21 protein-coding genes are annotated in these 16,963 nt (G+C 67.2%); 8 read left to right on the forward strand and 13 right to left on the reverse strand.

Annotation, left to right across the window (positions count from 1 at the left end):
• Positions 1-90: 90 nt before the first annotated feature.
• A complete protein-coding gene (locus JHD77_RS00750; protein ID WP_003102319.1) occupies positions 91-543 on the reverse strand; it encodes a flavodoxin in 453 nt (150 codons plus the stop codon).
• A 279-nt stretch (positions 544-822) separates the two neighbouring features.
• Between JHD77_RS00750 and JHD77_RS00755 the strand changes: the two genes are divergently transcribed.
• The 6 genes from JHD77_RS00755 (at position 823) to JHD77_RS00780 (ending at position 3,976) form a co-directional block, all read left to right on the forward strand.
• On the forward strand, positions 823-1,380 hold the full coding sequence (locus JHD77_RS00755; RefSeq protein WP_003102317.1) for an antibiotic biosynthesis monooxygenase: 558 nt from the start codon (positions 823-825) through the stop codon (positions 1,378-1,380).
• A 110-nt stretch (positions 1,381-1,490) separates the two neighbouring features.
• Entirely contained in the window at positions 1,491-2,195 is a 705-nt protein-coding gene (gene folM / locus JHD77_RS00760; RefSeq protein WP_003091895.1) for a dihydromonapterin reductase, read from the forward strand.
• A gap of 17 nt (positions 2,196-2,212) precedes the next feature.
• Complete coding sequence (gene folE / locus JHD77_RS00765) at positions 2,213-2,773, forward strand: GTP cyclohydrolase I FolE (protein WP_003091896.1); 561 nt, start codon at positions 2,213-2,215, stop codon at positions 2,771-2,773.
• Between the two features lies 1 nt (position 2,774).
• Positions 2,775-3,146, forward strand: coding sequence for a dihydroneopterin triphosphate 2'-epimerase (folX, locus tag JHD77_RS00770; RefSeq protein ID WP_003091897.1), 372 nt, complete (start codon positions 2,775-2,777; stop codon positions 3,144-3,146).
• Between the two features lie 128 nt (positions 3,147-3,274).
• Entirely contained in the window at positions 3,275-3,586 is a 312-nt protein-coding gene (locus JHD77_RS00775; RefSeq protein ID WP_003091898.1) for a DUF1244 domain-containing protein, read from the forward strand.
• Positions 3,587-3,637: 51 nt separating this feature from the next.
• Complete coding sequence (locus JHD77_RS00780) at positions 3,638-3,976, forward strand: HopJ type III effector protein (RefSeq protein WP_003091899.1); 339 nt, start codon at positions 3,638-3,640, stop codon at positions 3,974-3,976.
• A gap of 179 nt (positions 3,977-4,155) precedes the next feature.
• Here the strand turns inward: JHD77_RS00780 and JHD77_RS00785 are convergent, their stop codons facing one another.
• The 10 genes from JHD77_RS00785 to JHD77_RS00830 form a co-directional block, all read right to left on the reverse strand.
• Complete coding sequence (locus JHD77_RS00785) at positions 4,156-4,371, reverse strand: TOBE domain-containing protein (protein ID WP_003091900.1); 216 nt, start codon at positions 4,369-4,371, stop codon at positions 4,156-4,158.
• Positions 4,372-4,411: 40 nt separating this feature from the next.
• Positions 4,412-5,236: an aliphatic sulfonates ABC transporter ATP-binding protein gene (ssuB, locus tag JHD77_RS00790; RefSeq protein ID WP_003102311.1), complete on the reverse strand. Its 825-nt coding sequence runs from the start codon at positions 5,234-5,236 to the stop codon at positions 4,412-4,414.
• On the reverse strand, positions 5,233-6,021 hold the full coding sequence (gene ssuC / locus JHD77_RS00795; RefSeq protein WP_003102309.1) for an aliphatic sulfonate ABC transporter permease SsuC: 789 nt from the start codon (positions 6,019-6,021) through the stop codon (positions 5,233-5,235). Before ssuC ends, ssuB begins: the two co-directional genes overlap by 4 nt.
• Positions 6,022-6,041: 20 nt before the next feature.
• Positions 6,042-7,190: an FMNH2-dependent alkanesulfonate monooxygenase gene (ssuD, locus tag JHD77_RS00800; RefSeq protein ID WP_003091910.1), complete on the reverse strand. Its 1,149-nt coding sequence runs from the start codon at positions 7,188-7,190 to the stop codon at positions 6,042-6,044.
• Between the two features lie 77 nt (positions 7,191-7,267).
• Positions 7,268-8,239, reverse strand: coding sequence for a sulfonate ABC transporter substrate-binding protein (locus JHD77_RS00805; RefSeq protein WP_003091913.1), 972 nt, complete (start codon positions 8,237-8,239; stop codon positions 7,268-7,270).
• Positions 8,240-8,357: 118 nt separating this feature from the next.
• Positions 8,358-8,951 (reverse strand): NADPH-dependent FMN reductase, encoded by a 594-nt coding sequence (ssuE, locus tag JHD77_RS00810; protein WP_003091915.1) that lies wholly within the window; start codon positions 8,949-8,951, stop codon positions 8,358-8,360.
• Between the two features lie 153 nt (positions 8,952-9,104).
• Positions 9,105-9,854, reverse strand: a complete 750-nt coding sequence (locus JHD77_RS00815; RefSeq protein WP_003091922.1) for an ABC transporter ATP-binding protein — start codon at positions 9,852-9,854, stop codon at positions 9,105-9,107.
• The gene (locus JHD77_RS00820) at positions 9,851-10,675 is read right to left on the reverse strand and encodes an ABC transporter permease (protein ID WP_003102304.1); all 825 of its coding nucleotides are present in this window, start codon (positions 10,673-10,675) and stop codon (positions 9,851-9,853) included. The genes JHD77_RS00815 and JHD77_RS00820 overlap by 4 nt, the downstream gene beginning before the upstream one ends.
• A 3-nt stretch (positions 10,676-10,678) precedes the next feature.
• A complete protein-coding gene (locus tag JHD77_RS00825; RefSeq protein WP_003117540.1) occupies positions 10,679-11,680 on the reverse strand; it encodes an aliphatic sulfonate ABC transporter substrate-binding protein in 1,002 nt (333 codons plus the stop codon).
• Positions 11,681-11,930: 250 nt separating this feature from the next.
• Positions 11,931-12,569: a peroxiredoxin gene (locus tag JHD77_RS00830; RefSeq protein WP_003102302.1), complete on the reverse strand. Its 639-nt coding sequence runs from the start codon at positions 12,567-12,569 to the stop codon at positions 11,931-11,933.
• Between the two features lie 205 nt (positions 12,570-12,774).
• Between JHD77_RS00830 and JHD77_RS00835 the strand changes: the two genes are divergently transcribed.
• On the forward strand, positions 12,775-12,984 hold the full coding sequence (locus tag JHD77_RS00835) for a DUF6316 family protein (protein WP_003102301.1): 210 nt from the start codon (positions 12,775-12,777) through the stop codon (positions 12,982-12,984).
• Positions 12,985-13,186: 202 nt separating this feature from the next.
• Positions 13,187-14,758, forward strand: a complete 1,572-nt coding sequence (locus JHD77_RS00840; RefSeq protein ID WP_003102300.1) for a malate:quinone oxidoreductase — start codon at positions 13,187-13,189, stop codon at positions 14,756-14,758.
• Between the two features lie 223 nt (positions 14,759-14,981).
• Here the strand turns inward: JHD77_RS00840 and JHD77_RS00845 are convergent, their stop codons facing one another.
• Positions 14,982-15,647 (reverse strand): YceH family protein, encoded by a 666-nt coding sequence (locus JHD77_RS00845; RefSeq protein WP_003091932.1) that lies wholly within the window; start codon positions 15,645-15,647, stop codon positions 14,982-14,984.
• 128 nt (positions 15,648-15,775) lie between these two features.
• The gene (locus tag JHD77_RS00850) at positions 15,776-16,960 is read right to left on the reverse strand and encodes a thiolase family protein (protein ID WP_003102299.1); all 1,185 of its coding nucleotides are present in this window, start codon (positions 16,958-16,960) and stop codon (positions 15,776-15,778) included.
• Between the last annotated feature and the right edge of the window lie 3 nt (positions 16,961-16,963).

Consider the following 16,963-nt stretch of genomic DNA (forward strand, 5'->3'; position numbering starts at 1 on the left):
GCGTTATTCGCCCTACCGCTTGCTCCCTCCCCGTGTAGGGCGAATAACCGCTACGCGCTTATCCGCCGCCTCGGCGGGGCAGGCCCGGGATCAGCCCTTGAGGGCGGCGGCGAACTCGGCCAGCCAAGGCTCGGCGTCGGTCTCGGGGGTAACGGTTTCGCTGGCATCCAGGCGCAGCATCGGCAGCACTTCGCGCACGCCCAGTTCGCCGAACAGTTCGCGAACCTGCTCGCCGCCACCGCAGAACGTGTCGCCGTAGCTCGAATCGCCCAGGCCGATGACCCCGCCCGGCAGGCCGTGCCAGGCCGGCAGTTGGTCGCGGATCGCGTAGTACAGCGGTTGCAGGTTGTCCGGCAGTTCGCCCATGCCGGTGGTCGAGGTCACCACCAGGAATGCCTCGGGGGCGAAGGCCTTGAGTTCGTCGAGGCTGGCGCGGGGCAGATGGGAGGCCTCGAGGCCGGCCGCGGACAGCAATTTCTGGGCGTGCCGGGCGACTTCTTCGGCGGTGCCGTAGACCGAGCCGGAGAGAATGGCGACTTTCATGAACACTCCGTAAGCCAACAGGGGTAAGCCGGGCATTATGCCGCATGCGTTCGCCGAGCGGGACGCACCGAATCAATGCAGACAGGCTGCAAAAGCACCATTTCGGTGCGCACCCTGTCATCGGGATGTCATCGCGCTGCCGTAGACACGGCAGCGAACCTTCGCCACCACGGCGGGAACGATCCTTGCCTGTCCTCCGACGCAGCCCACCACCCCCGGCGCTGCGCCGTTGTCCGAGGGCGCCCACGAAGCGCGCTCAACCGTTCCAGGAGATACACGATGTCTACCGCTCCCGTTACCCTGCTGGTGGCCCGCCGCGTCGCCGCCGGCCGTTACCGCGACTTCCTCGCCTGGCAGCGCGAAGGCGAAGCCCTCGCCGCCGACTTCCCCGGCTACCTCGGCTCCGGGGCGCTGGCGCCGCCCGCCGGCGGAGACGAATTCCAGATGATCTTTCGCTTCGCCGACGACGCCACCCTCGCCGCCTGGGCCCACTCCGCCTCGCGCCAGGCCTGGCTCGAACGCGGCCAGGGGCTCTTCGACGAACCGCGCGAGCGCCGCGCCCACGGTCTCGCCGCCTGGTTCGACGACAACCGCAAACCGCCGCGCTGGAAGCAGAGCGTGGCGATCTGGCTGGCGTTCTTCCCGGTCTCGCTGGCCTTCAACCTCGGCGCCGGCCCCTACCTCGGCGAGCTGTCGCTGGCCGCGCGGGTGCTGCTCAGCACCCTGGTCCTCACCCCGTTGATGACCTACTGGTTCATCCCTCTCTCCAGCCGCCTGCTCGCCCCCTGGCTGCACCGCCGCCCGCAGCGCGCCGCCAGCCTGCCGGAAGCGCACTGACGGCTTGCCGCCCACCCCGGCGGGGTGGGCCGTAGCGCAAGGCTTTGCCCGACTGGCTCAGTCGGGTACCCTGCATCCATCCGATTCCCTTCGCCTGCTGTGAGAGTCCCATGGCGACAGCCCCGATCCTGATCACCGGCGCCAGCCAGCGTGTCGGCCTGCATTGCGCCCGCCGCCTGCTGGCCGACGGCGAGTCGGTGATCGTCAGCTACCGCAGCGAACGCCCGGCGCTGGACGAACTGCGCCAGGCCGGCGCGCTGACCCTGCACGCCGACTTCGCCAGCGAGGCCGGCATCTTCGCCTTCATCGGGGCCCTCCGACAGCATACCGACAGCCTGCGAGCGATCGTCCACAACGCCTCGGACTGGGTCGCCGAGACGCCCGGCCACGAAGCCGAGGCGTTCCAGCAACTGTTCAGCGTGCACATGCTCGCGCCCTACCTGATCAACCTGCACTGCGCCGAGCTGCTGGAACGCTCGCAGCCTGCCGACATCGTTCACCTCACCGACGACGTGGCGCGCAAGGGCAGCGCCCGGCGTATCGCCTACTGCGCGAGCAAGGCCGGGCTGGACAACCTGACCCTGTCGTTCGCCGCGCGCTTCGCGCCGAGGATCAAGGTCAACGCCATTTCACCGGCGCTGGTGATGTTCAACGACGGGGACGACGCCGAATACCGCGCCCGCACCCTGGCGAAATCCGCCCTCGGCATCGAACCGGGGCCGGAAGTCATCTACCAGAGCCTTCGCTACCTGTTGGACAACCCCTACGTCACCGGGACCACCCTGACCGTGAACGGCGGCCGCCACGTCAAGTGAGGCGCCAAGGACCCCTTATGAACCCAGCACTTTCCCAGCATTACCGGGAGATCCTCGTCGGTCTCGGCGAAGACCCGCAGCGCGAAGGCCTGCTCGACACCCCGAAGCGCGCGGCCAAGGCCATGCAGTACCTCTGCCACGGCTATGGCCAGACCCTGGAGGAAATCGTCAACGGCGCGCTGTTCGCCTCGGACAACGATGAAATGGTCATCGTCCGCGACATCGAGCTGTACTCCCTGTGCGAACACCACCTCCTGCCCTTCATCGGCAAGGCTCATGTGGCGTACATTCCCACCGGCAAGGTGCTCGGCCTGTCGAAGGTGGCGCGGATCGTCGACATGTTCGCCCGCCGCCTGCAGATCCAGGAGAACCTCACCCGGCAGATCGCCGAGGCGGTCCGCCAGGTGACCAGCGCCGCCGGCGTGGCGGTAGTGATCGAGGCCCAGCACATGTGCATGATGATGCGCGGGGTGGAGAAGCAGAACTCGCAGATGTTCACCTCGGTGATGCTCGGCGCGTTCCGCGACTCGAACACCACCCGCCAGGAATTTCTGCAATTGATCGGAAGGAGCAAGTGACATGCCGCGACTGGAACCGGGAATGGCGCGAATCCGCGTCAAGGACCTGCGCCTGCGCACCTTCATCGGGATCAAGGAGGAGGAAATCCTCAACAAGCAGGACGTGCTGATCAACCTGACCATCCTCTACCCGGCCGCGGACGCCGTGGAGGTCAACGACATCGAGCATGCGCTGAACTACCGCACCATCACCAAGGCGATCATCCGCCACGTCGAGGAGAACCGCTTCGCCCTGCTCGAACGGATGACCCAGGAAATCCTCGACCTGGTGATGGAGAACCCGGCGGTGCGCTACGCCGAGGTGGAAGTGGACAAGCCGCACGCGCTGCGCTTCGCCGAGTCGGTCTCGATCACCCTCGCCGGCCACCGCTGAGGCGGCCGACGAGCGAACCGCGCGAAGACGCGCACAAGCGTTGCCCGCCGGCCGCGCCAACTCTTATCATCGCCGGACCTGGCCCTGTGCCTTCACCCTGCCCCGAGCCATCGTCGAGAAACACCGCCATGACCGCAGCCAACCTCACCGAACAGCAACGCCTGGAACTCGAAGCCGCCGCCTTCCGCACCCTGGTCCATCATTTGCAGACCCGCAAGGACGTGCAGAACATCGACCTGATGAACCTCGCCGGTTTCTGCCGCAACTGCCTGTCCAAGTGGTACAAGGCCGCCGCCGACGACCTCGGGGTGGAAGTCAGCAATGACCAGGCCCGCGAAGAGATCTACGGCATGCCCTATGCCGAGTGGAAAGCCAAGTACCAGAAAGAAGCGAGCCCGGAACAACAGGCCGCCTTCGCCAAGAGCCAGGGCAACGCCTGAGGCCACCGGGCCCCTTGCCAACCCTGCCCCAGACACCATGAGCCTGTTTCGATGACCCTGACCGACTTCCGCGCGCGTCTGCGCAGCGAACACCACCTGTTCACCGACACCCTGGCGTTCATCGCCGAGCACTACAGCTACACGCCGAGCGCCTTCGACAACGGCAGCGTGAGCAACCCGGCCGGGCAGAACGAAGGTTCCTGCAAGACCCTGGGCTTCGCCATCCTCGAGGGCCTCAGCCTCGAGGAAACCCTGCTGGCCTTCGGCGAGCACTACCGTGCGGTGCGCGACAACCCGGAAGGCGACGACCACGCCAACATCCGCGCCCTGCAACAGACCGGCCTGGCCGGCGTGCATTTCGAGCGCCAGCCCCTGTCGCGCCGGGGCTGAGAAGTCCCGGTCGCCCCCACAGCGGATAACCGCGAGCGGTTATTCGCCCTACCGACCGCTCCATAGCGACCCACGCCAGCCGTCGCCACCGGCCGGCCTTGCCGATACGCGACGAAAAAAGGCGGGGCCCCATCGGGGTCCCCGCCCTTCTCGCCACCGCAAGCGCGGCGCAGCCAGCGTCACAGCTTGGCGATGGATACCTCGGTGGACTTGACGAAGGCGATCACTTCGCTACCGATGGCCAGCTCCAGTTCCTTCACCGAACGCGTGGTGATCACCGAAGTGACGATCCCGGCGGCGGTCTGCACGTCGATCTCGGAGAGCACCGGCCCTTCGATGATTTCCTTCACGGTGCCCTTGAACTGGTTACGAACGTTGATGGCTTTGATGGTCATGGCGTTTCTCCTGGGGGGATTCGGAACGAGGCATGGTTGGTTAGAGCGCCCAGCGCAGTTGCGTGGGCAGGGGTGAAACGGGTTCGGGTTGCGGCGGCAGCTCCGGCTGCGCCAGCACCCGGTTGAGCACTTCGGCTTCCAGCGCGGCCAGTCGCGCCGAGCCACGCGAGCGCGGCCGGGGCAGTTCCACCGGCAGGTCGAGGCCGATCTCGCCGTCCTCGATGAGGATCACCCGGTCGGCCACCGCCACCGCCTCGCTGACGTCGTGGGTGACCAGCAGGACGGTGAAACCGTGTTCGCGCCAGAGTCCTTCGATCAGTTGCTGCATCTCGATCCGGGTCAGCGCATCGAGCGCGCCGAGCGGCTCGTCGAGCAACAGCAGGCGCGGCTCGTGGATCAGCGCGCGAGCCAGCGCGACGCGTTGCTTCTGCCCGCCGGACAGGGCCGCCGGCCACTCGTTGGCACGCTCGGCCAGGCCGACCGCCCGCAGCGCCTGCAGGGCCTTCGCCCGCCAGTCGCCGCGCAGGCCGAGGCCGACGTTGTCGATCACCCGCTTCCACGGCAGCAGGCGCGAGTCCTGGAACATCAGCCGGGTGTCCTCGCGGGCCTCGGCCAGCGCCGCCGAGCCGGCCAGCAACTCGCCGCGGCTGGGCTGGTCGAGGCCGGCCAGCAGGCGCAGCAAGGTGCTCTTGCCGCAGCCGCTGCGGCCAACGATAGCGACGAACTGCCCTGCCGGAACCAGCAGGTCGATGTCCTTGAGCACCTCGCGCTCGCCGAAGCGCCGCGCCACTCCGCGCAGGGCCAGCGGGATACCGCGCTTGAGGCGCTGCGGAGTGCCGCCAAGGGCGGCGTTGTGGGCATTCATGCGCCACCTCCCTTGACCTGGTAGGCCGGGTGCCAGCGTAGCCAGACGCGTTCCAGGCCGCGGGCGGCGAGGTCGGCGAGCTTGCCGAGGACGGCATAGAGCAGGATCGCCAGGACCACCACGTCGGTCTGCAGGAACTCGCGGGCGTTCATCGCCAGGTAACCGATGCCGGAGCTGGCGGAAATGGTCTCGGCGACGATCAGGGTCAACCACATGAAGCCGAGGGCGAAGCGCACCCCGACCAGGATCGACGGCAGCGCGCCGGGCAGGATCACCTGGCGGAACAGGGCGAAGCCGGACAACCCGTAGCTGCGCGCCATCTCCAGCAGGCCGGGGTCGATGCCGCGGATGCCATGGTAGGTGTTCAGGTAGATCGGGAACAGCGTGCCGAGGGCGACCAGGAAGATCTTCGCCGACTCGTCGATGCCGAACCACAGGATCACCAGCGGGATCAGCGCCAGGTGCGGCACGTTGCGGATCATCTGCACCGAACTGTCGAGGAAGCGTTCGCCCCACTTCGACAGGCCGGTGACGAAGCCCAGCACCAGGCCGATGGCGCCGCCGATGAGAAAGCCGATCGCCGCGCGCCAGCCGCTGATCGCCAGGTGCTGCCAGATCTCGCCGCTGCGCAGCAGCGCCCAGCCGGCCTCGAGTACGGCGCTGGGCGCGGGGAGGATGCGGCTGGACAGCCAGCCGAACTCAACCGCCGCCTGCCACACCGCCAGCAGGACCAGCGGCAGCGCCCAGGGCGCCAGGCGCTCGGCCAGTCGTTTGGAAATGCTCATGTCGTTCGCTCCGACCGCTCTCAACTCTGCGCGGCCTGCCGGGGCAGGATGTCGTTGGCCACCATCTCGCCGAACGGGCTGACATAGCCGCGTCCCTCGGGCTGCGCCGGGCGCTGCACGTCGAGGTGCGGGAACAGCAGTTCGGCGACCCGGTAGGACTCTTCCAGGTGCGGATAGCCGGAGAAGATGAAGGTATCGATGCCCAGCTCGGCGTACTCCCTGACCCGCGCCGCCACCGTCGGCCCGTCGCCGACCAGCGCGGTGCCGGCGCCGCCGCGCACCAGGCCGACGCCGGCCCAGAGATTGGGGCTGACTTCCAGGTTGTCGCGCGAACCGCCGTGCAGCGCGGCCATGCGTTGCTGGCCGACCGAGTCGAAGCGCGCCAGGGAGGCCTGGGCGCGGGCGATGGTGTCGTCGTCGAGGTGCGCGATCAGGCGATCGGCGGCCTGCCAGGCTTCCTCGCTGGTCTCGCGGACGATCACGTGCAGGCGGATCCCGAAGCGCACCTGGCGGCCCTGGCGGGCGGCCTTCTCGCGTACCTGGGCGATCTTCTCGGCAACCGCCGCCGGCGGCTCGCCCCAGGTCAGGTACAGCTCGACCTGCTCGGCGGCGAGGTCCTGGGCGGCCTCCGAGGAGCCGCCGAAGTACAGCGGCGGACGCGGCTGCTGCAACGGCGGATAGAGCAGTTTGGCGCCCTTCACCTGGATGTGCTTGCCGGCGTAGTCGACGGTCTCGCCCTCCAGCACGCGACGCCAGATGCGGGTGAATTCTACCGAGGCCTCGTAGCGTTCGGCGTGGCTCAGGTGCAGGCCGTCGCCAGCCAGTTCGTCGGGATCGCCGCCGGTGACCAGGTTGAACAGCGCGCGGCCGTTGGACAGCCGGTCCAGGGTCGCCGCCTGGCGCGCGGCGACGGTCGGCGAAATGATCCCGGGACGCAGCGCGACGAGGAACTTCAGGCGCTGGGTTACCGGGATCAGCGAGGCGGCGACCAGCCAGGAGTCCTCGCAGGAACGTCCGGTGGGGATCAGTACGCCGCCGAAGCCCAGGCGGTCGGCGGCCTGGGCGATCTGCTGCAGGTAGCCGTGGTCGACGGCACGGGCGCCCTGGGTGGTGCCCAGGTAGTGGCCGTCGCCGTGGGTGGGAAGGAACCAGAAAATCTCGAGGCTCATCGCAATTGACTCCAGGGTGAGCGCGCCGGCGTGGCGTAGCCGCGCGATGATCGTGTCGGTATGTGGGCGGTACGGGCTCAGGGTGCGCTGGCGACCTTGCCGGCCGGTGGCGTCCAGATCACGTCCTTGATGCTCAGCGGTTTGGGAATCAGCTTCAGCTGGGTGAAGGTGTCGGCGATCTTCTGCTGCGCCTCGACCACCGCCGGGGTGATCAACTGCGCGCCGTAGCCCTGGCGCTTCACCGCGGTAAGGGTGATGTCGGCGGGCAGCCCGAGCAGCGGCGCGACCTGCTCGGTCACCTGCTGCGGGTTGGCCCGCGACCAGTCACCGACCTCGCGGATCTCGTCCACTAGCTTGTCGAGCACCTGCGGATGCCGTTGCGCGTAAGTCCGGGTGGCGAGGTAGAACTGGTGGTTGTCGACCAGCTCGCGACCATCCACCAGGACCCGCGCGGACAACTGCTTCTCGGCGGCGGCCTGGTAGGGGTCCCAGATCACCCAGGCGTCGACGCTGTGACGCTCGAAGGCGGCGCGGGCGTCGGCCGGCGGCAGGTAGACGGGTTGGATGTCGCTGTACTTCAGGCCGGCCTGCTCGAGGGCGCGGACCAACAGGTAATGCACGTTGGAGCCCTTGTTCAGGGCGACTTTCCTGCCCTTCAGCTCGGCCACCGACCGAATCGGCGAGTCCTTCGGCAGGAGGATCGCCTCGCTGGTCGGCGCCGGCGGTTCGTAGGCCACGTAGAGCAGGTCGGCGCCGGCGGCCTGGGCGAATACCGGCGGGGTTTCGCCGGTCACGCCGAAGTCGATGCTGCCGACATTGAGTCCCTCGAGCAGTTGCGGGCCACCGGGAAACTCGGTCCATTGCACCTTCACGCCGTCTTCGGCGAGACGTTTCTCCAGGGTGCCGCGGGCCTTGAGCAGGACCAGGGTGCCGTATTTCTGGTAGCCGATCCGCAGGGTGTTGGCCGACTTCTCGTCGGCCTGAACGCCGTAGGACAGGGCCGCCACCAGCAGGGCCGCCAGTCCACGACGCAAAGCGATGGTGCGCATGGCGCTCTCCTTTGTCGTTGTGGGTGCCGAACCTGCCGCGCCGTTGACGGAACAGTGAGGTCGTCGTGTGTGCGTTGTGCAATCGGGCCGCGGCGCGCGTGCGCTGGCGGCGGACGGATCAGATGCTCCAGCGGGCGTTCACCAGGCGCTCGTTGAGCAACTGCGGGTCGATCGGCTGCGGCCGTCGCGAGAGGGCCAGGTGGAAGGTTTCCAGGGCGTTTTCCAGGCGCTGCTCGAGGACCGGTTCCAGGCGCGCCGGGTCGCTCTCGGTGGCGTAGGCGATCTGCTTGTCCACGGCGAATACGCCATGCAGTACCTCCTGGGCCTTGAGCGCGGCCAGGACCGGCTTCAATGCATAGTCCACGGCCAGCATGTGCGCGCTGCTGCCACCGGTAGCGAACGGCAGCACCACCTTGTGCTCCAGGGCGCGCTCGGGCAACAGGTCGAGCAGGACCTTCAGCGCGCCGGAAAACGAGGCCTTGTACACCGGGGTGGCGACCAGCAGGCCGTCGGCGCGGCCGATCTGCTCGGCCAGCGCCAGTACCGGCGGACTGTCGAGGCGGGCACGCAGCAGGTCCTCGGCGGGAAAATCCAGCACCTGGTGGCTGGCCACCTCGACGCCGCGACGGCTCAGCCAGTCCCTGGCACGCTCCAGCAACACCCCGGAGCGGGAGCGTACGCTGGGACTTCCGGCGATGGAAACGACGAGCATGGGGGGATTCCTTATAACCGGAAAACAGAATATTCGTTTGGCTTGCTAACCAAGTTGCATAGACCTTAACAGGCGGCCTCATATTCCAATAAATGTTTTTTATTCATTTATTTATTCCATAAAACATATAAGAACCCGGTTCGGGGTCTTGCCTCAGAGCACGTGCGCCCGCTGCATTTCGGTCAGGGCCTCGCCGCGCAAGTAGGCCAGCTCCACCGCCCGGCGATCGCGGGGACGCGCCAGCGGTACGTGGAACTCGCGGCGGATGTGTCCGGGACGGCCGCCCATCAGCAGCACGCGGTCGGCGAGATAGAACGCCTCGTCGAGATCGTGGGTGACCAGCAGGACGCTGATCTCGTAGTTCTGCACCACGTCCTGCAGCAGGTCCTGGAGGCGCATGCGGGTGAAGGCGTCGACCGCGCTGAACGGCTCGTCGAGCAACAGCACCTGCGGCCGTCCGTAGAGACCGCGGGCGATCGCCGCGCGCTGCGCCATGCCGCCGGACAGTTGCTTGGGCAGCAATCCTCCGCAGCCGGCCAGTCCGACATCGGCGAGCAGGCGCTCGACCCAGTGCTCGTCCTCCAGCCAGCCGTCGGCGAAACCGACGTTCTGCGCCACCGTCAGCCAGGGCAACAGGCGCGGCTCCTGGAACACCACGCCGATTCCGCCGCTGCGGCCGTTCTCGCCGTCCGGGCCGAAGCCGAGGATCGGGTTGCGTTCGACAGTGCCCTGGAAGTCATCGTCCAGTCCGGCGGCGATCCGCAGCAGGGTGCTCTTGCCGCAACCACTGGGGCCGAGCAGGCTGACCACCTCGCCGGGCGCCAGCGACAGCGCCACGCCCTCCAGCACCCGCGTATCGCCATAGGCCTTGCGAATCTCCAGCAGGTCGAGCAGGCCGCTCATGCGCCGCCCTCCCCGTCGAAGCTGTCGCGCCAGCGCAGGGCCCGGCGCTCCAGCGAGCGGAGCAGGCCATCGCTGAGCTTGCCGAGGGCCGCCAGGACCAGGATCGCGGCGATCACCAGGTCCGGACGCGAGGTTTCCCGACCGTCACTGAGCAGGTAGCCGAGGCCCTGGGTGGCGGCGATCAGCTCCGCCGCGACGAGGAACATCCAGCTCAGGCTGAGCGCCCCGCGCAGGCCGGTGAACAGGTTCGGCAGCGCCGCCGGAAGGAGGATGCGGCGGACCAGGGCGAAGCGCGACAAACGGTAGAGCCGCCCCAGTTCCACCCACTTGCGATCGACCCCGCGTACCCCGGCGACCAGCGCGAGGTAGACCGGGAAGAAGGCGCCGAGGGCGATGAGGACGATCTTCGGCGTCTCGTCGATGCCGAACCAGAGCAGCAGCAGGGGCACCCAGGCCAGGCTGGGGATCGCCCGCAGGGCCTGGAAGCTCGGCTCCAGGTAGGCTTCGGCGCGACGACTGAGACCGACCCAGGTACCGACCACCAGGGCCAGGCCGCTGCCGATCGCGAAGCCGGCGGCGACCCGCGCCAGGCTCGCGCCGACATGCCCCCACAGCTCGCCGCGAGCCAGTTCCACCAGGGTCAGCAGGATGCCGCTCGGCGCCGGCATCTGGTAGGCCGGCAGCCAGCCCAGGCGCACCAGCGCCTCCCACGACGATAGTGCCAGCAGCGGCAAGGCCCAGGCCCGCCAGGCGCCCGGCACGCGCAGTCGCCACGCCCGGCGCGAGACTCGCCGGGCCAGTCGCAGGCTCTGGCTGACCATGGCTCAGGGCTCCGTGCGCGCCAACGGGACACCGCCGATGACCTCGGCGGCCCACTGCGGCGCGATCAGTTCGTCGACCACCTTCTGCACGTCCACGCCCGGCCGCACCAGGCGCTCGTCCGCCAGGATCGGCGCCGCGGCCTTGAGCGCGGCGACCTGTTCGGCGCCCGGCAGCGGCTGGCTGAAATCGGTGCGCGACAGTTGCAGGCGAGCCACTTCCAGCGGCAGGCCGGCTTCCTCGGCAAGCAGTTGCGCGGCCTCGTCGGGATGCCCGATCACCCAGTGGCGCGCCTGCTCGTAGGCCGCCAGCACCTGGCGGATCAGTTGCGGATGGCGTTCGGCGAAATCCTCGCGGACATTGAGCACGCCGTAGCTGTTGAAGCCGAGGTTGCGGTAGAGCAGCCGCGAGCCGGCCTGCAACTCGCTGGCCGCCATGTGCGGATCGAGTCCGGCCCAGGCGTCGACCTGGCCCTTCTCCAGGGCTACCCGGCCGTCGGGATGCTGCAGGTGGACGATACGCAGGTCGTTCTTGTCCAGGCCTACGCTGTGCAGGCTGCGGAGCAGGAACAGGTAGGGATCGGTGCCCTTGGTGGCAGCCACCTTGCGCCCCTTGAGCTCGGCGAGGCTGCGGATCGGCGAATCCTTGCGCACCAGCAGCGCGGTCCACTCCGGGCGGCTGGCGACGTATACGGTACGTACCGGGCTGCCGTTGGCCCGCGCGAGTACCGCGGCGAGGCCGGCGGTCGAGGCGAAATCGACGCTGCCGGCGTTGAGGTACTCCAGGGAACGGTTGCTGCCCTGGCTGAACACCCAGCGCACCCGGGTGCCGCTGCCGTCCAGGCTTTTCTCCAGCCAGCCGAACTTCCTGAGCGCCAGGCTGGTGGGGGCGTAGTAGGCATAGTCGAGACGGATTTCAGCGGGGGCGGCGGCCTCTGCCGCGGGAAACACGGCAAGAACGGCGAGCAGGGCCAGCCAGGCCCGGCAGCGACGGAGAGCGGCGATCATGCGTCTGCTCCTGGAAGGAGGTGGATGAGCGAGCCTTCTCCCCGTCTGGCGGGCAAGTCAGAGCCGGTTTCGGAAATGGATGGCGGATAAAAAGCGTCGCGGCGACGCGCTGGCGCACATAAAAAAGAGGGCCGGTCGAAACCGGCCAAAAACCCTGCTCGTGGCTAAACAGCGTTGCATGACGGCACGCACCGTCGAATAAAAGGTCCCGCCTGCCGTGCCTGCCCATGCAGGCGGGACGAATCCGGCCTCAGCGGTTGGGCTGGGGCGTCAGGCGCAGGTAGGGCTTCACCGCGCGGTAGCCTTTGGGGAAACGCCGCTTGATCTCTTCCTCGTCCTTCAGCGAAGGCACGATTACCACCTCGTCGCCGTCCTCCCAGTTGGCTGGCGTGGCGACCTTGTGCTCGTCGGTCAGTTGCAGCGAATCGATCACCCGGAGGATCTCGTTGAAATTGCGCCCGGTGCTCGCCGGGTAGGTGATGATCAGGCGCACCTTCTTGTTCGGGTCGATGATGAACAGCGAACGCACGGTCAGCGTGTCGTTGGCGTTCGGGTGGATCAGGTCGTAGAGTTCGGAAACCTTGCGGTCGGCGTCGGCGATGATCGGGAAATTGACCCGGGTGTCCTGGGTCTCGTTGATATCGTCGATCCACTTCAGGTGCGACTCCACCGGATCCACCGACAGCGCCAGGACCTTGACCCCGCGCTGGGCGAACTGGTCCTTGAGCTTGGCGGTGAAACCCAGCTCGGTGGTGCACACCGGGGTGAAGTCGGCGGGGTGGGAGAACAGCACGCCCCAGCTGTCGCCCAGCCACTCGTGGAGGCGGATACGCCCTTCGCTGGAGTCCTGTTCGAAATCGGGGGCGATGTCGCCGAGTCTGAGGCTCATGGGGTCACTCCTTGTTCGTGTTGGAGCCCACTATGCCCAAGGCCGGCTGACGTTAAAAAGAATAAATTCAGATTTTCTTATAACCAAAAATAGAATACCCAACCCTTCGCCTGGAAATCCGTCTCCTTTCGTCCGCCGGCCTGCCGCCCGGCCAAGCCCCGCCTACACTGAAAACACCTTGGCCCGCTATCCAGGAGTCGCCGTCATGTTGGGGAAACGTTCCACCGATCCCACCCCAGCCACCCGCTTTCGCAGCGATCGCATAAGTTCGGTGAATGGGCAGTACTTCTTCTCCACCCGCGAAGGGACCCTGGAAGGTCCCTATTTCACCCGTTTCGACGCGGAGCGGGAAATCGACGCGTATATCCGCAGGATGCGCCAATCGGCGGAAATCCACGCGCCGGGTTCCCGCTGAAACGATACAGGCGCTGAATTTATTTCCCGGCGGCTGAAACGTTCAAGAAAGGGAAGGCAGGTATTCTCGGCGGAACGCCGAGGCAAATGTCACCGCATGTGAACGCACTCACATCGGGGGTGAGTTCCAGTATCATTCACCCGGTGAATACCTGCCATGTCGTGCGTATCCACGCTTCTCCACGTTTTCTAGCGGTAAATCCATGAAAAAAATCTTATTGATGCTTTTGTGCGTCAGCGTGCTGGGTTGCTCCAAAAACAGCGTCGAATCGGAAAAACCGGTCGACGTGCTCCTGATCGGTGGCGGCATCATGAGCGCCACCCTGGGTACCTATCTGAACGAACTGGAACCGGGCTGGACCATCGAGATGGTCGAGCGCCTGGACAAGGTCGCCGAAGAAAGCTCCAACGGCTGGAACAACGCGGGCACCGGTCACTCGGCGTTCTGCGAACTGAACTACACCAGCGAGGCCGCGGACGGCTCGATGGATATCAGCAAGGCGGTGGCGATCAACGAGAACTTCGAGATCTCCAAGCAGTTCTGGGCCTACCAGGTCGACCGCAAGGTGCTGAACGATCCGAAGTCGTTCATCAACAACGTCCCGCACATGAGCTTCGTCTGGGGCGACGACAACGTCGCCTTCCTCAAGAAGCGCCACGCCGCCCTGCAGCACAGCTCGCTGTTCCGCGGCATGGAGTACTCGGAAGACCCCGAGCAGATCAAGCAGTGGGTGCCGCTGGTGATGGAAGGCCGCGAGCCGGGGCAGAAGATCGCCGCCACGCGCATGTCGATCGGCACCGACGTCAACTTCGGCGAGATCACTCGCCAACTGGTGGGCTCGCTGTCGGCCAAGGACACCTTCAAGCTGCGCCTGCAACATGAGGTCCGCGACCTCAAGCGCAACGACGACAACACCTGGACCGTGACCATGGCCGACCTGGCCAATGGCGACAAGGAAACCAGCGTCAAGGCCAGGTTCGTCTTCATCGGCGCCGGCGGCGGCGCGCTGAAGCTGCTGCAGATGTCCGGCATCCCCGAGGCCGAAGGCTACGCCGGCTTCCCGGTGGGCGGTTCGTTCCTCGCCACCACCAACCCGGACGTGGTCAAGCGCCACCTGGCCAAGGTCTACGGCAAGGCTTCGGTGGGTTCGCCGCCGATGTCGGTGCCGCACCTCGACACCCGCATGATCGACGGCAAGCCGGTTCTGCTGTTCGGTCCGTTCGCCACCTTCTCCACCAAGTTCCTGAAGAACGGCTCGCTGTGGGACCTGCCGGGCTCGGTGACCAGCGGCAACATCGGCCCGATGTTCAACGCCGGCATCGACAACTTCGATCTCAGCCAGTACCTGATCGGCCAGTTGATGCTCAGCCAGGACGACCGCATGGCCTCGCTGCGCGAGTACTTCCCGGAAGCCCGCGACGAGGACTGGAAGCTGGTGCAGGCCGGCCAGCGCGTGCAGATCATCAAGAAGGACGCCGAGAAAGGCGGCGTACTGCAATTCGGCACCGAAGTGGTGACCGCAGCGGACGGCTCCGTCGCCGCCCTGCTCGGCGCCTCGCCGGGCGCCTCGACCGCCGCGCCGATCATGCTGTCGGTGCTGGAGAAGGCCTTCAAGGACAAGGTCGCTACCCCCGAGTGGCAGGCACGCCTGAAGGAAATCGTGCCGTCTTACGGGCGCAAGCTGAACAACGACATCGAGCTGACCAACAGCACCCGTGCCTGGAGCAGCGAGCGCCTGCAACTGATCCACGTGCCGGTACAGCCGGAGGCCTGATCGGCCACCGACGCGCGCGCATGAAAAAGCCCGGCAATAGCCGGGCTTTTTTGGGTTGGCGTTCGCCTTGCGGGGCGGCGCATCGGCGGATAACGCCGCTGGCGTTATTCGCCCTACCCGACAGGCAGCGCCGCCCACAAAGTCACTGCGGGCCGTAGGGCGAACAACCGCTCGCGGTTATCCGCCGGAACCTGCATGTCACCGATTGCGCCCTCCCGCGATATCACGCCCCTCCTTCGAGCCTGGCCAGGCGCTCCTCCAGCGCCGCCAGGCGCGTCTCCAGCTCGGCGATCCGCGCTTCCGCATCGGCCGACAGAGCGGCCGGCGCGGCGCGTTCCGGGTCGCTGCCCATCGCCTCCACGGCGGCCTCGAGGTCGGCCTGGCTGCCGAGCAGGTGCATGTAGCGCTCCTCGCGCTGCCCGGCGCGACGCTCCAGGTGCACGGCCAGGCCACGGCCGGCGAGGCGTTCCAGGTGGTGGCGGATCTGCTCGACGTCGTCGAAATCGTGCAGGCGGTTGCTGCGGGTGAGCAGTTCGTTGAGGGTCTGCGGACCACGCAGGAACAGCAGGCCGAGCAGCGCCACCTGTGGCGCCACCAATTCCAGGCCCTTGCCCAGGGTGTGCTCCCAGCGGTCGGCGCGGCTGCCCATCACCAGCCTGACCAGGCCGCGCCCCTCGAGCTGGCGCAGGCTCTGGCCGACCTGGCCGGGCGTGAGGTTCATCACCGGATCGCGGCTGGTCTTCTGGTTGCAGGCGAGGACCAGGGCATTGAGGGTCAGCGGATAGGTTTCCGGGGTGGTCGCCTGCTTCTCGACGAGGCTGCCGAGAATCCGTGCATCGACGGCGCTCAGCGGGTCGTCGACGAACGGCGAGTTGGGCTCGGTGGACATCGCTACATCCCTATGCAAGGAAAAAGGCGCCTAGCCTAGCGCGAGTCGCCGGGGATGGCACGGAGCGTCATGTAAATAAAACCCATGAGGCGAGCCCCGACCTGCGGGGCCCGCCGTCGCGCACGGGCTCAGCGTACGGCTTCGAACAGCCCGCTGGCGCCCATGCCGCCGCCGACGCACATGGTCACCACGCCGTAGCGCAGGTTGCGCCGGCGCAGTTCGCGGACCAGATGACCGACCTGGCGCGAGCCGGTCATGCCGAACGGGTGGCCGATGGCGATGGAGCCGCCATTGACGTTGTACTTCTCGTTGTCGATCTCCAGCCGGTCGCGGCAGTACAGGCACTGCGAGGCGAAGGCTTCGTTGAGTTCCCAGAGATCGACGTCGGCGATCTTCAGCCCCTTCGCCTTGAGCAGCTTCGGCACCGAGAACACCGGACCGATGCCCATTTCGTCCGGCTCGCAGCCGGCCACGGTGAAGCCACGGAAGAAGGCCTTCGGCTCCAGGCCCAGCGCCAGCGCTTTCTCCAGGCTCATCAGCAGGGTCATCGAGGCGCCGTCGGAGAGTTGCGAGGCGTTACCGGCGGTGACCGAACCGTCCTCGGCGAACGCCGGCTTCAGCGAGGCCAGGCCTTCGAGGGTGGTGTCCGGGCGGTTGCAGTCGTCGCGGTCGACCACTCCGTCGAGCACCTGCTTCTCGCCGCTGGCCTTGTCCTCCACCGCGTAGCGGGTGGTCATCGGCACGATCTCGTCGGCGAACAGCCCGTCCGCCTGGGCTCGCGCCATCCGCTGCTGGCTCTGCAGGGCGTAGGCGTCCTGGGCCTCGCGGGTGATGCCGTAGCGACGGGCGACGATCTCGGCGGTCTGCCCCATGGGGTAGTAGATGCCCGGCACCTCCCTTTGCAGCAGCGGGTTCACCAGGTGGTCGGTGTTGACGCTCTTCAGGGTCAGGGTGATCGACTCGACGCCGCCGGCGACGATCACCTCGCTGCAACCGGAAGCGATCTGGTTGGCGGCGATGGCGATCGCCTGCAGGCCGGAGGAACAGTAGCGGTTGAGGGTCATCCCCGGCACCTGGATGCCGAGGCCGGAGAGCACCGCCACGTTGCGCCCGATGTTGTGGCCCTGGGCGCCTTCGTTGGAGCCGGCGCCAACGATGCAGTCATCCACCAGCAGCGGGTCGAGGTCGTTGCGCGCCAGCAGCGCGTCGACGCAGTGGGCGGCCATGTCGTCCGGCCGGGTCAGGTTGAACTTGCCGCGGAAGGACTTGGCCAGGCCGGTCCGGACGCTGTCGACGATCACCACTTCACGCATGGG

The organism is Pseudomonas sp. P20 (assembly GCF_016463925.1).
Classification (GTDB): Bacteria; Pseudomonadota; Gammaproteobacteria; order Pseudomonadales; family Pseudomonadaceae; genus Pseudomonas; species Pseudomonas aeruginosa.

Excerpts from the sequence above, each read along its gene's own strand:
- JHD77_RS00820 (WP_003102304.1), bottom strand. The coding sequence starts at position 10,675 with ATGGTCAGCCAGAGCCTGCGACTGGCCCGGCGAGTCTCGCGCCGGGCG.
- ssuC (WP_003102309.1), bottom strand. The coding sequence starts at position 6,021 with ATGAGCATTTCCAAACGACTGGCCGAGCGCCTGGCGCCCTGGGCGCTG.
- folM (WP_003091895.1), top strand. The coding sequence starts at position 1,491 with ATGGCGACAGCCCCGATCCTGATCACCGGCGCCAGCCAGCGTGTCGGC.
- JHD77_RS00835 (WP_003102301.1), top strand. The coding sequence starts at position 12,775 with ATGTTGGGGAAACGTTCCACCGATCCCACCCCAGCCACCCGCTTTCGC.
- JHD77_RS00785 (WP_003091900.1), bottom strand. The coding sequence starts at position 4,371 with ATGACCATCAAAGCCATCAACGTTCGTAACCAGTTCAAGGGCACCGTG.
- JHD77_RS00755 (WP_003102317.1), top strand. The coding sequence starts at position 823 with ATGTCTACCGCTCCCGTTACCCTGCTGGTGGCCCGCCGCGTCGCCGCC.
- ssuD (WP_003091910.1), bottom strand. The coding sequence starts at position 7,190 with ATGAGCCTCGAGATTTTCTGGTTCCTTCCCACCCACGGCGACGGCCAC.
- JHD77_RS00815 (WP_003091922.1), bottom strand. The coding sequence starts at position 9,854 with ATGAGCGGCCTGCTCGACCTGCTGGAGATTCGCAAGGCCTATGGCGAT.
- JHD77_RS00845 (WP_003091932.1), bottom strand. The coding sequence starts at position 15,647 with ATGTCCACCGAGCCCAACTCGCCGTTCGTCGACGACCCGCTGAGCGCC.
- JHD77_RS00830 (WP_003102302.1), bottom strand. The coding sequence starts at position 12,569 with ATGAGCCTCAGACTCGGCGACATCGCCCCCGATTTCGAACAGGACTCC.
- JHD77_RS00850 (WP_003102299.1), bottom strand. The coding sequence starts at position 16,960 with ATGCGTGAAGTGGTGATCGTCGACAGCGTCCGGACCGGCCTGGCCAAG.
- JHD77_RS00825 (WP_003117540.1), bottom strand. The coding sequence starts at position 11,680 with ATGATCGCCGCTCTCCGTCGCTGCCGGGCCTGGCTGGCCCTGCTCGCC.
- JHD77_RS00805 (WP_003091913.1), bottom strand. The coding sequence starts at position 8,239 with ATGCGCACCATCGCTTTGCGTCGTGGACTGGCGGCCCTGCTGGTGGCG.
- JHD77_RS00840 (WP_003102300.1), top strand. The coding sequence starts at position 13,187 with ATGAAAAAAATCTTATTGATGCTTTTGTGCGTCAGCGTGCTGGGTTGC.
- JHD77_RS00750 (WP_003102319.1), bottom strand. The coding sequence starts at position 543 with ATGAAAGTCGCCATTCTCTCCGGCTCGGTCTACGGCACCGCCGAAGAA.
- folX (WP_003091897.1), top strand. The coding sequence starts at position 2,775 with ATGCCGCGACTGGAACCGGGAATGGCGCGAATCCGCGTCAAGGACCTG.
- ssuE (WP_003091915.1), bottom strand. The coding sequence starts at position 8,951 with ATGCTCGTCGTTTCCATCGCCGGAAGTCCCAGCGTACGCTCCCGCTCC.
- JHD77_RS00780 (WP_003091899.1), top strand. The coding sequence starts at position 3,638 with ATGACCCTGACCGACTTCCGCGCGCGTCTGCGCAGCGAACACCACCTG.
- JHD77_RS00775 (WP_003091898.1), top strand. The coding sequence starts at position 3,275 with ATGACCGCAGCCAACCTCACCGAACAGCAACGCCTGGAACTCGAAGCC.
- folE (WP_003091896.1), top strand. The coding sequence starts at position 2,213 with ATGAACCCAGCACTTTCCCAGCATTACCGGGAGATCCTCGTCGGTCTC.
- ssuB (WP_003102311.1), bottom strand. The coding sequence starts at position 5,236 with ATGAATGCCCACAACGCCGCCCTTGGCGGCACTCCGCAGCGCCTCAAG.